This is a genomic window from Streptomyces sp. YIM 98790, assembly GCF_011421595.1.
Taxonomy (GTDB): Bacteria; Actinomycetota; Actinomycetes; order Streptomycetales; family Streptomycetaceae; genus Streptomyces.
The window spans coordinates 1-10444 of sequence record NZ_WTLH01000195.1; the positions used below are offsets into that span (position 1 = coordinate 1).

At 75.2% G+C, this 10444-nt stretch carries 9 protein-coding genes and 1 pseudogene; 7 read left to right on the plus strand and 3 right to left on the minus strand.

All coding sequences use genetic code 11. From position 1 onward, the window contains the following. Positions 1 to 100 precede the first annotated feature (100 nt). Complete coding sequence (locus GQS09_RS23720) at positions 101 to 874, minus strand: methyltransferase domain-containing protein (RefSeq protein ID WP_165989529.1); 774 nt, start codon at positions 872 to 874, stop codon at positions 101 to 103. 26 nt (positions 875 to 900) lie between these two features. Between GQS09_RS23720 and GQS09_RS23725 the strand changes: the two genes are divergently transcribed. After that, positions 901 to 1767, plus strand: a complete 867-nt coding sequence (locus tag GQS09_RS23725) for a UbiA family prenyltransferase (protein ID WP_165989531.1) — start codon at positions 901 to 903, stop codon at positions 1765 to 1767. A gap of 62 nt (positions 1768 to 1829) precedes the next feature. Here the strand turns inward: GQS09_RS23725 and GQS09_RS23730 are convergent, their stop codons facing one another. Further along, entirely contained in the window at positions 1830 to 3230 is a 1401-nt protein-coding gene (locus GQS09_RS23730; protein ID WP_165989533.1) for an alkaline phosphatase PhoX, read from the minus strand. A 205-nt stretch (positions 3231 to 3435) separates the two neighbouring features. Between GQS09_RS23730 and GQS09_RS23735 the strand changes: the two genes are divergently transcribed. The 6 genes and pseudogenes from GQS09_RS23735 (at position 3436) to GQS09_RS23760 (ending at position 9649) form a co-directional block, all read left to right on the plus strand. Further along, positions 3436 to 3828, plus strand: a complete 393-nt coding sequence (locus tag GQS09_RS23735) for an RNA-binding S4 domain-containing protein (RefSeq protein ID WP_165989535.1) — start codon at positions 3436 to 3438, stop codon at positions 3826 to 3828. Positions 3829 to 3901: 73 nt separating this feature from the next. Next, positions 3902 to 4732, plus strand: coding sequence for an SGNH/GDSL hydrolase family protein (locus GQS09_RS23740; protein WP_165989547.1), 831 nt, complete (start codon positions 3902 to 3904; stop codon positions 4730 to 4732). Positions 4733 to 4777: 45 nt separating this feature from the next. Beyond that, positions 4778 to 6208 (plus strand): adenylosuccinate lyase, encoded by a 1431-nt coding sequence (gene purB / locus GQS09_RS23745; protein WP_165989537.1) that lies wholly within the window; start codon positions 4778 to 4780, stop codon positions 6206 to 6208. 13 nt (positions 6209 to 6221) lie between these two features. Next, complete coding sequence (gene bioD, locus GQS09_RS23750) at positions 6222 to 6956, plus strand: dethiobiotin synthase (RefSeq protein ID WP_165989540.1); 735 nt, start codon at positions 6222 to 6224, stop codon at positions 6954 to 6956. 351 nt (positions 6957 to 7307) lie between these two features. Then, positions 7308 to 7832, plus strand: a pseudogene (locus tag GQS09_RS23755) (GNAT family N-acetyltransferase); the annotation flags it as partial. A gap of 119 nt (positions 7833 to 7951) precedes the next feature. Further along, positions 7952 to 9649, plus strand: a complete 1698-nt coding sequence (locus GQS09_RS23760; RefSeq protein WP_165989544.1) for a DUF885 domain-containing protein — start codon at positions 7952 to 7954, stop codon at positions 9647 to 9649. Between the two features lie 130 nt (positions 9650 to 9779). On the opposite strand, the gene GQS09_RS23765 is transcribed toward GQS09_RS23760, so the two are convergent. Further along, positions 9780 to 10444 (minus strand): SbcC/MukB-like Walker B domain-containing protein (locus GQS09_RS23765; RefSeq protein WP_279577785.1); only part of this gene is annotated, 665 nt, incomplete at its 5' end.

Below are 10444 nucleotides of genomic sequence, written 5' to 3' on the forward strand. Positions count from 1 at the left end.
GGGTCGGGGGCGGGGGTGCCCGCCGGGGCGTCGCCGCCGGTGCCGGTGGTGCCGGACGCGGCGCCGGACGCGGTGCCGGTGGTGGTGCCGGTGGTGGGGGTCACGGGGTCCTCCTGGAGTGCGCGCGGTTGCGGTGCGGAGCGCCGGCCGTCCGGCGTCCGCGTCCCTGGAACAGCACGGCGGTGGTGGCGACCGGCACCATGCGGACGGTGTCGCGGCGTCCGGCCGCCCAGCCGAGCAGGCCGGGCAGGCTCGGCCGGATGCCGCGGATCGCCAGCCGCACACCGTGGCGGGCGCAGGCGGCGGTGAGCGCGGCGCGGTCGACGAACAGGGCGGGGTCGTGGATTCCGCGGGGCGCGAGACCGGGGACGCGTTCGGCCACGCCGACCGCGAGCCAGCGGCAGAGCGCGGTGTCGGCGAGGGTGTCGAGCACCAGCGTGCCGCCGGGACGCAGCAGCCGGCAGGCCTCGCCGACGGCGCGCTCCAGGTCGGGCACGTGCTCCAGGATCTCGCCGGCGACCACCACATCGGCGACCGCGTCGCGCAGCGGCACGGCGAGCACGTCGCCGCGGACGGCGGTCACCCCGTGGCGGCGGGCCTGGCGCAGGGCGGAGGGGGACAGGTCGACGCCGAGGTGCCGGTAGCCCTTGCCGGCCAGGTGCGGGGCGAGCAGGCCGCCGCCGCAGCCGAGGTCGACCAGGACGGCCCCGGGCCGGGCCGCCGGGGGCACCAGCCGGGCGCGGGCCGCGGCGAGCCAGTGCAGCATGGCGAAGCGGCCGCGCGGCCGCCACCACTGGTCGGCGAGTCGCTCGTACAGGGCGGGGTCGTTGCGCGGCAGGGGCGCGCGCGGACGGTCGAGAAGGGACGACAGCATGCGGACAGGCTGTCACAATCCCTGCCATGCGGCATTTTTCGGACGTGGTGTCGGCGCGGCCGGTCGCGTGGGCGGCGGCCTGTCATCCGCTGCCGACGGCGGCGGTGACGCTGGTGGCTGCGGGTCTGGCGGCGGCCTTCGGCCGGGGTGCGGCGGGCACCGCGGCGGTGGCGGCGGCGGTACTGGCCGGCCAGCTGTCGGTGGGCTGGCTGAACGATCTGCTGGACGCCGACCGGGACGCGCTGGCCGGCCGGCCGGGCAAGCCGGTGGCCGACGGGCGGCTGCCGCGCCCGGCGGTACGGACGGCGGTGGTGACGGCGGCGGTGCTGGCCGTGGTGCTGTCGCTGCTCTCCGGTCCGGCCGCCACGGCCGCGCATCTGCTGGCGCTGGTGTCCGCGTGGAGCTACGACCTGGGAGTGAAGGCGACCCGCTGGTCGCTGGTGCCGTACGCGGTGTCGTTCGGCCTGCTGCCGGCGTTCGTGGTGCTGGGCCTGCCGGGCGCGCCGCTGCCGCCGTGGTGGCTGGTGGCGGCCGGGGCGCTGCTGGGCTGCGCGGCGCACTTTCTGAACGTGCTGCCGGATCTGGCGGACGACGCGGCCTCCGGTGTGCGGGGACTGCCGCACCGGCTGGGCGCGGACCGGGGCCGGGCCGCCGCGGGGGTGCTGGTGCTGGCGGCCTCGGCACTGCTGGTGCTGGGGCCGCCGGGCACGGCGCCGGGCGGACGCCTGGCGGTGCTGCCGGCGGCGGTGCTGATCGTGGGGGCGGGGCTGCTGGCCGGGCGCCGGCCCGGGTCGCGGGCGGCGTTCCACGCGGTGCTGCTGGTGGCGGTGGCGGATGTGGGGCTGCTGCTGTGGACCGGTACGGGGACGGCGGTCACCGCCGGTGCGGAGTAGCGGCCCGTGCCGCCCCGCGCCGCGGGGCCGGACGGGCACCGCGGCGCGGGGACGCCGGCCGGTCAGAGCGCGCCGCGGCGCCAGGGGCCGGTGATGGCGAAGGTGATGCCGGGGCTCTGGATGTTGACGAACAGCCAGTTGCCGTTCTTCGGCTCGAAGACCGAGCCCGCCCACTCCGAGCCCCGGTAGTCGGCGGCGTTCACGTTCTTGCCGCCGGTGCCGCCGCGCAGGTCCACGGCGTTGGCGGCGAAGGGGAAGATCTCGCCGTCGGTGGTCAGCCCGTGCACGTACTCGGTGCCGCTGCCGTCCTCGCACAGCACCAGGCCGCCGCGCGGGCTGACGCAGATGTTGTCGGGGGCGTTGAGCACCTCGGCGCCGGGCGAGGCGAACAGCACCCGCAACTCGTCCGTGGCCGGGTCCAGCTCGAAGACCTGGCCCTGGCCGGCCGGGCCGCCGTTGGTGGTGATGACGTACACCCGGTCGTTGCCGTACCAGGCGCCCTCCAGCCGGCCGAACACCGCGGCACCGGCGGCCTGCGCCCGGGCCCGCACGGTGTCGCCCTCGGGGTCGGGCTCCTCCACCGGCACCCAGGAGACGGTGCCGTAGGAGCGCTCGCCGTCCGCGCGGGTGTCGTAGCCGGAGGTGCCGATGCGCAGCGCCTCCAGCCGCCCGCCGCGGGACAGCTCGCCGGGGACGGCGGGGAGGAACCGGTACAGGCAGGCGTTGCCGCGGTCCTCGGTCTGGTATATCCAGCCGGTGGCCGGGTCCACGGCGACGGCCTCGTGGTTGAAACGGCCCATCGCGGTCAGCGGCTCCGGGTCGCCCTTGCCCGCGGCAGGCACCTCGAAGACGTAGCCGTGCCGCTTGCCGGCCACGGTGGAGAAGGTCTCCTCGCAGGTCAGCCAGGTGCCCCAGGGGGTGGGGCCGCCGGCGCAGTTGCGCATGGTGCNGGTGGGGCCGCCGGCGCAGTTGCGCATGGTGCCGCCGAGGCTGCCGTAGGACTCCAGCCACTGCCCGGCGTCCGGGTCGAAGACCAGGGTGGTGGTGCCGCCGCCGGCCTCGGGGTTGTAGACCGGGGAGGTGAAGGCGGGTCCGGCGCCGCGCTCGTGGTTGCGGACCAGGTGCAGCCGCCGGCCGTTGCGGAAGGCGGCCATGCCGTCGTGGGAGCCGGGGGTGGGCGCCCCGTCGTCCATCAGGTCGTTCGTCCAGCCGTGGGAGATGTACTCGAAGCCGCGCGGCAGCATCAGCAGCTCCAGGCCGGTGGTCTGGTCGCGCACCGGGTACAGCGGGCCGTAGCCGGGGTCCGCGCCGTGCCGCGCGGGTGCGGCGGGCGCGGCCGCGGCGGTCCGGGCGGCCAGGGCCTGGAAGGGGAGGGAGGCGGCGGCTGCTACGGCCGCGCCGCGCAGAATGCCGCGCCGTCCGTAGCCGGGGTGGTCGGTTCCTGCGGTGGACGTGCCTGTCATGGGAGTCCTTTCACGTGCGGTGCATGCGTGGTGCGGCAGGCATGCGACGCCATGCGACGGCAAGGCGGAATCCAGCCGCGTTCACGCTAGGCGGCCGGCCGCCGGCGCCCGCCCAACGCGGGATGACCGTTGGCGGAACCTCTGCCCGCCCGGAGAACTCCGGCGGGTGACGCACGGATGACCGCGGACGTTCTACAGTCGGTGCATGGCAGCGCAGGAGACGGCGGAGACGGCACGGGTGGACACCTGGATCTGGTCCGTCCGGCTGCTCAAGACCCGCTCGCAGGCGACGGCCGCCTGCCGGGCGGGGCATGTCAGGGTCAACGGCGAGCGGGTGAAGCCCGCGCACGCGGTGCGGCCCGGGGACGAGGTGCGGCTGCGGCACGAGGGCCGCGACCGGGTGGTGATCGTGACCCGGATCGTGCGCAAGCGGGTGGGTGCCCCGGTGGCCGCCGAGTGCCTGGTGGACAACAGCCCTCCCCCGCCGCCGCGGGAGCTGCTGGCGGCGGCGCCGCGCCGGGAGCGGGGCGCCGGGCGGCCGACCAAGCGGGAGCGGCGGGAGCTGGACCGGCTGCGCGGCGAGGGACGCGGCCGGTAGGCGGCGGTTCCCGTGTGACGGCCGTCATCCCGGGGCGGCCCGGGTTTTGGCATCGTTGCCCGCCATGGATAGCATGCAGCCGGACATCCGCAGTTTCGTGGCCGTGGGGGACTCCTTCACCGAGGGCATGTCCGACCTCCGGCCGGACGGCGGCTACCGGGGGTGGGCGGACCTGCTGGCGGAGCGGCTGGCCAGCCGGACCGAGGGATTCCGGTACGCCAATCTGGCGGTGCGCGGCAAGCTGATCGGCCAGATCGTGCAGGAGCAGGTGCCGGCCGCGGCGGCGATGCGCGCGGATCTGGTCACGCTGGTGGGCGGGCTGAACGACCTGCTGCGGCCGCGCTACGACCTGGGCCGGGTGCGGGACCGGCTGGAGGAGGCGGTGGAGACGCTGGCCCCGTCCTGCGGGACCCTGGTGCTGATGCGCAGCCCGGGGCGCCGGGGCCCGGTGCTGGAGCGCTACCGGCCGCGGATGGAGGCACTGTTCGGCATCCTGGACGAGCTGGCCGCCCGGCACGGCGCGGTGGTGGCCGACCTGTACACCTCACAGGCGCTGTCGGATCCGCGGCTGTGGGCGGAGGACCGGCTGCATCTGACCGCGGAGGGGCACCGCCGGGTGGCCGAGGCGGTGTGGCAGACGCTGGGGCGGGCGCCGGAGTGGGACTGGACCGCTCCCCTCCCCCTCGTTCCGCCGCCCGGATGGATGCAGCGGCGGCGGGCGGATCTGCGGTTCGCCCGGATGCACCTGCTGCCCTGGATCGGGCGGCGCCTGGCCGGCCGATCCTCGGGCGACGGGCGGCCGTGCAAACGGCCGGAGCTGCTGCCGTGGCCGGTCCCGGGGGCCGGCCGGGCGGCCGCGGCGGGCGGCCAGGCGCCGCCGGCGGACCTGGAGGCGGCCGGCTAGCGGGGTGCGCCGGAGCGCGCGGCATCCGCCGTAGAATCGCTGTCCGTGACAGCGAAACCGCAGATCCCCGACGTTCTGGCCCACCGCTATGCCTCCCTGGACATGGCACGGGTCTGGTCCCCCGAGCAGAAGGTCGTCGCCGAGCGGCGGCTGTGGCTGGCCGTGCTGGCCGCCCAGCGGGATCTCGGGGTCGAGGTTCCCGAGGGTGCCGCCGAGGACTACCGGGCGGTGCTGGAGTCGGTGGACCTGGAGTCCATCGCGGCGCGGGAGCGGGTCACCCGGCACGACGTGAAGGCGCGGATCGAGGAGTTCAACGCGCTGGCCGGGCACGAGCAGATCCACAAGGGCATGACCTCGCGGGATCTGACGGAGAACGTCGAGCAGTTGCAGATCCGCCGGTCCCTGGAACTGGTGCGGGACCGCGCGGTGGCGGTGCTGGCCCGGCTGGGGCGGCTGGCCGCGGACCACTCCGAGCTGGTGCTGACGGGCCGTTCGCACAATGTGGCGGCCCAGGCGACCACGCTGGGCAAGCGGTTCGCGAGCTGCGCGGACGAGATGCTGGTGGCGTTCCGGCGGCTGGAGGAGCTGCTGGACCGCTATCCGCTGCGCGGCATCAAGGGCCCGGTGGGCACCGCGCAGGACATGCTGGACCTGCTGGGCGGGGACACCGGGAAGCTGGCCGAGCTGGAGCGGCGGGTCGCGGACCATCTGGGGTTCCGTGCGGTGCTCACCTCGGTGGGGCAGGTGTATCCGCGGTCGCTGGACTACGAGGTGCTCGGCTGTCTGGTGCAGCTGGCGTCCGCGCCGTCGTCGCTGGCGAAGACGATCCGGCTGATGGCCGGTCACGAGCTGGTGACCGAGGGGTTCAAGGAGGGCCAGGTCGGTTCCTCCGCCATGCCGCACAAGATGAACACCCGGTCCTGCGAGCGGGTGAACGGGCTCGCGGTGATCCTGCGCGGCTACAGCCACATGGCCGGGGAGCTGGCCGGTGACCAGTGGAACGAGGGGGACGTCTCGTGCTCGGTGGTGCGCCGGGTGGCGCTGCCGGACGCCTTCTTCGCACTGGACGGCCTTTTCGAGACATTTCTGACGGTGCTGGACGAGTTCGGGGTGTTCCCGGCGGTGGTCTCCCGCGAGCTGGACCGCTATCTGCCGTTCCTGGCCACCACCAAGATCCTCATCGCCTCGGTGAAGGCCGGGGTGGGGCGGGAGAGCGCGCACGAGGCCATCAAGGAGCACGCGGTCAAGGCGGCGCTCTCGCTGCGGGCCGGCGCCGCGGAGAACCCGCTGGTGGCGTCCCTGGCCGCGGACGAGCGGATTCCGCTGACCGCGGTGCGGCTGCACCAGCTGCTGACCGAGCCGCTGTCCTTCACCGGAGCGGCGGGCCACCAGACGGCGGAGGTGGTGCGGGCCGTGACGGAACTGACCGAGAAGCACCCGGAGGCCGCCGGGTACGCACCCGGCGCGATCCTGTGAGGGCGGAGCAGTCGTGACCCGGATAGCCGTGGTCTCCGGTACCGGTACCGGAGTGGGAAAGACGGTGGCGACCGCCGCGCTGGCCGCGGCGGCACGCGCCGCGGGTCTGGAGACGGCGGTGGTCAAGCCGGCCCAGACCGGGGTGGGGCCGGACGAGCCGGGGGATGTGCACGAGGTGCGCCGCCTGGCGGGGGACGGGGTCACCGGCGTGGAGCTGGCCCGCTATCCGGAGCCGCTGGCGCCCTCGGCCGCGGCCCGGCGCTCCGGGCTGCCCGCGCTGCGGCCGCGGGCGGTGGTCGCGGCGGTGCAGGACCTCGCGGACCGGGGCGGGCTGGTGCTGGTGGAGGGCGCGGGCGGACTGCTGGTGCCGTTCGACGGCGAGGGCACGACGCTGGCCGATCTGGCGCTGCTGATGCGCGCGCCGGTCGTGGTGGTGACATCCGCGGAGCTCGGGACGCTGAATCACACAGCGCTGACGGCACAGGCACTGCGGGTACGCGGACTGCGCTGCCCAGGGCTGGTGATCGGAAGCTGGCCCGCCCAGCCGGGCGTGGCCGAGGAGTGCAACCGGGAGGATCTTCCGGTGGTCGCGGAGGTGCCGGTGCTGGGCGTGATTCCGGAACGGGCGGCGGAACTGCCGCCGGAGACGTTCCGCGCGTCCGCGCCGGACTGGGTGGGAGCGGCGCTGCGCGCGATCCTGGACGAGTTCCCGGACGGCTCTCCCGGCGGCAGGAGTGAGGGCCGGTGATCCGGCCGGGCGAGGAGAGGGCGGTGACCGGGACATGGGCCGGTTCATGAGCCGTCACACGGTGCCGAGGGGGCACGGCGTGACGGTGCGCACGGAGAACGGAAAGCGGGGTGACCCGAGGTGACGAAATGGATTTTTCGGTTGAATGCCTCCTTAACCCGCGAGTCACAAGACGTTTGTGATCACGCAACACCCGGGAGCGAGAGTGCTCCCATGGCTGAGTCCTCTTCCCACCGCACGGTACGGCCCGGCGGCCGGCACGGCCGGCGTCCGTCCCCCGGCCCGGTACGGGGCTGCCAGGCGGTGGAGAACCCGCTGCCGGCGGCCGCCGCGGTGCCCGTGACCTCCGCGCCCGCCGGAATCCGGGCGGTCCCCGGGCCGGAGGGTCTCGTCATCCGGCGGGCCGGTCCGGGCGACGCCCGGGCGGCACGGGCGATGCACGAGCGCTGCTCGCCATGGACCCTGAGCCGGCGATACCACGGGCCGGTGGGCGACGCCGACCGGTATCTGGGGCACCTGCTGGACCCCCGGCACGGCCACACCGTCGCGGCCGAACTGCCCGGCGGGGAGATCGTGGCGCTGGGACATGTGCTCTGGGACGGCGACGACACCGAACTCGCGCTGCTGGTGGAGGACGCCTGGCAGCGCCGCGGGGTGGGGATCGCGCTGCTGCGGCGGCTGCTGGTGCTGGCCCGGGAGTCGGGCTGCGAGAGCGTCTACGCGGTCACCCAGGCCGGCAACACCGGGATGCGGGCGGCCATGCGGTCGACGGGGCTGCCGCTGGAGTACGACTACTCGGAGGGCGTGCTGGTGATCAGCGCACGGCTGGCGGCGGGGGCGGCGGCGGGCGCGCTGCCGGCTCCGGCCGGCGGCTGAGCCGCCCGGTCCGGGGCCCGTACCGGGTCCGGGCCGGGCGCCGCACCCGGCCCCCGGCCCCGGGCGGGCAGCGCAGGACAGTAGTGACATCCGTCCAGTTCACATATGAGGATGGGCGCATGTCCGACACCCTGGATCTCACGAAAGATCTGCTGCCCCGACAGCTCGCCGACGCCTACCTGGACGCGCTCATCGAGCTGGACCCGGTCACCGGTACCTATCTGGGCGTGCCCGAGAGCGCGGGCCGTCTTCCCGACTACTCCCCCGCCGGCCTGGAGCGCACCGCCGCGCTGCAGCGGGCGGTACTGGCCCGGCTGCCGCACGCCGAGTCGCTGCCGGGCGGCGACGCCGACGTGGAGCGGCGCTGCGCCCGGCTGCTGCGCGAGCGGCTGACCGCCCAGCTCGCGGTGCACGACGCCGGGGAGACGCTGCGCGCCCTGAGCAACCTCTTCTCGCCCGCGCACAACGTGCGGAACGTCTTCACCCTGATGCCTCTGGAGACGGCCGGGGACTGGGCCACCGTGGCGCGGCGCATGCGCGCCGTGCCGGCCGCCCTGGAGGGGTACCGGGCGGCGCTCGCCGAGGGTGCGGCGCGCGGGCTGACCGCCGGGCCGCGGCAGATCGCCACGGTCGGCGGGCAGCTCACCGAGTGGCTCGGGAACGGCTCCCGGCCGGACTGGTTCACGGCCTTCACCGCGGACGGGCCGGCCGGGCTGCGGGCCGAACTCGACGCGGCGGCGGCCGAGGCGGCCGGGGCCGTGGCGGCGCTGCGGGACTGGCTGGCCGCGGACTACGCGGCGGCCGCCGAGGGCACGCCGGACGTGGTGGGGCGCGAGCGGTACGCGCTCTGGGTGCGGTACTGGAACGGCACCGACCTGGATCTGGAGGAGGCGTACGCCTACGGCTGGGCCGAGTACCACCGGCTGCTGGCCGAGATGTGGGCGGAGGCGGACAAAATCCTGCCGGGCTCCTCGCCGTGGGAGGCGCTGAAGCATCTGGACACCGACGGCCGTGCGGTCGAGGGAGTGCCCGAGATCCGGGCCTGGCTGCAGAACCTGATGGACGAGGCCATCGCCGCGCTGGACGGGACCCACTTCGAACTGGCCGAACAGGTCAAGCGGGTGGAATCGATGATCGCGCCGGAGGGCAGTGCCGCGGCGCCGTACTACACGCCGCCGTCGCTGGACTTCTCACGGCCGGGGCGGACCTGGCTGCCGACGCTGGGACAGACCCGGTTCCCCGTCTACGACCTGGTGTCGACCTGGTACCACGAGGGGGTGCCCGGGCACCATCTGCAGCTGGCGCAGTGGGTGCACGTGTCCGGGCAGCTGTCCCGGTTCCAGACCACGGCCGGGATGGTCAGCGCCAACGCCGAGGGCTGGGCGCTCTATGCCGAGCGGCTCATGGACGAGCTGGGCTTCCTGACCGATCCGGAACTGCGGCTCGGCTACCTGGACTGCCAGATGATGCGGGCGGTGCGGGTGATCATCGACATCGGCATGCATCTGGGCCTGGAGATCCCGGCCGGCTCGGGATTCCACCCGGGTGAGCGGTGGACGCCGGAACTGGCCCAGGAGTTCTTCGGCAGGCACAGCGGCCGGCCGGCGGACTTCATAGAGAGCGAACTGGTCCGCTATCTGGGCATGCCGGGCCAGGCGATCGGTTACAAGCTGGGCGAACGGACCTGGCTGGCGGGGCGGGAGGCGGCCCGGGCGGCGCGGGGCGAGGCGTTCGACGCCAAGCGCTGGCACATGGCCGCGCTGTCGCTGGGCTCGCTCGGCCTGGACGACCTGCGCGAGGAGCTGGCCGCCCTGTGACGGAACGGTGACGGGTGGGCGTGCCGGACGGCACGGACGTGCCGTCCGGCACGCCCACCGCGGACGGCGTCATCGCGCGGGGTCCGGGGAGCGGGGTCCGGGGAGCGGGGTCGGAGGAGCGGGGCGCGGGTCAGGGTGCCCGGGGCGCGGTGCGGTGGCGGAGGGCCGACCCGGAGCGGGTCTTGAGGACCTCCAGCTGGGCCGGGATGCGGCCGCGCAGATCGGGAACATGGCTGACGATGCCGACGCTGCGCTCGTGCTCCCGCAGCCCGTCGAGCACGTCCAGCACCTCGTCGAGGGTCTGTTCGTCCAGGCTGCCGAAGCCCTCGTCGATGAAGAGGGTGTCCAGCCGCTGGCCGCCGGCCTCCTCGGCGACCACGTCGGCCAGGCCGAGGGCCAGGGCGAGCGAGACGTAGAAGGACTCGCCGCCGGAGAGGGTGGCGGTGTCCCGCTCCCGGCCCGTCCAGGCGTCCACCACACGCAGGCCCAGGCCGGAACGGCCGCGGGAGACCGGGACGTCGGTGTGGGTGAGCGCGTAGCGGCCGCCGGACATGGCGGCCAGCCGGCCGCCGGCCGCGGCGGCGACCCGCTCCAGCCGGGCGGCCAGCACATAGGTCTCCAGACGCATCCGGTAGGCGTTGTCCGCGGTGCGGCCCCGGACCAGGTCGGCGAGGCGGGTGACGCGGGCGCTGCGCTCGCGCAGCGGCGCCAGCCGCCGGACCGCGGCGGCGGCCTCGGCGGAGAGCCGGTCCAGTTCGGCGCAGCGGTCCGTGGCCGTGCGGTGGGCCGCGGCGG